The 737-nt window shown below is 71.6% G+C and carries 1 protein-coding gene; it reads right to left on the reverse strand.

Annotated elements, in window-relative coordinates; translation table 11 throughout:
* A partial coding sequence (locus tag FKN01_RS32260) for a condensation domain-containing protein (protein WP_143626188.1) occupies positions 1-737 on the reverse strand: 737 nt, incomplete at both ends.

Below are 737 nucleotides of genomic sequence, written 5' to 3' on the forward strand. Positions count from 1 at the left end.
GTGGGGGGCGGGGTGCCGTGCTGGTGCGCGGTGTGGTGGTCCAGGACGAGGGAGAGGACCCGGGCCAGGCTCCACCCGTCGAGCAGCATGTGGTGGAAGGTGAACAGGACGCGTATCCGCTCCTCGTCCACGCGGGCGAGGGTGAGCCGGGCCAGCGGCACCTGACGCAGGTCCAGACCGCGCTCCCGGTCGGCGGCCACGAGCGCGTCCCACCGGGCATCGAGGTCCGCGATGCCACGCCAGTCGAACGTCTCCGTCGGCAGCGTCACCGAGCGGCGCACCACACGCACCGGCTCCGCGACCCCCTCCCACACCACTCCCACGCGCAGCGCCTGCACCGCGTCCACGACTCGCTGCCACGCCGCTGCGAACCCCCCGACATCGGCGACACCGTCGACCGTGAACATCAACTGCTCGAAGTACGCCGGAGCACCCGAACCCATCAAGGCGTGGAAGAGCATCCCGGACTGCATCGGCAGCAACGGCAGCACGTCCTCCACACCACTGCCGTCACCCGCCACCCGGTCCACACCCGCCTGGTCCAACGCCACCAACGGGAAGTCCGACGGAGAGCAACCACCCGCCCCCGGCTCCCCGCACAGCGCCAGGAACTCCTCGAGCCCCGACACGAACGCCGCGACCAGACCCTCCACCGTCGCCTCGGAGAACACCCCGGGCACCGAACCGAACTCCACCACCAGCCGGCCGCCGACCACCCGCGCCACCACGTCCAACGC

Source organism: Streptomyces sp. 130 (assembly GCF_007096885.1).
In the GTDB taxonomy this organism is placed as follows: Bacteria; Actinomycetota; Actinomycetes; order Streptomycetales; family Streptomycetaceae; genus Streptomyces.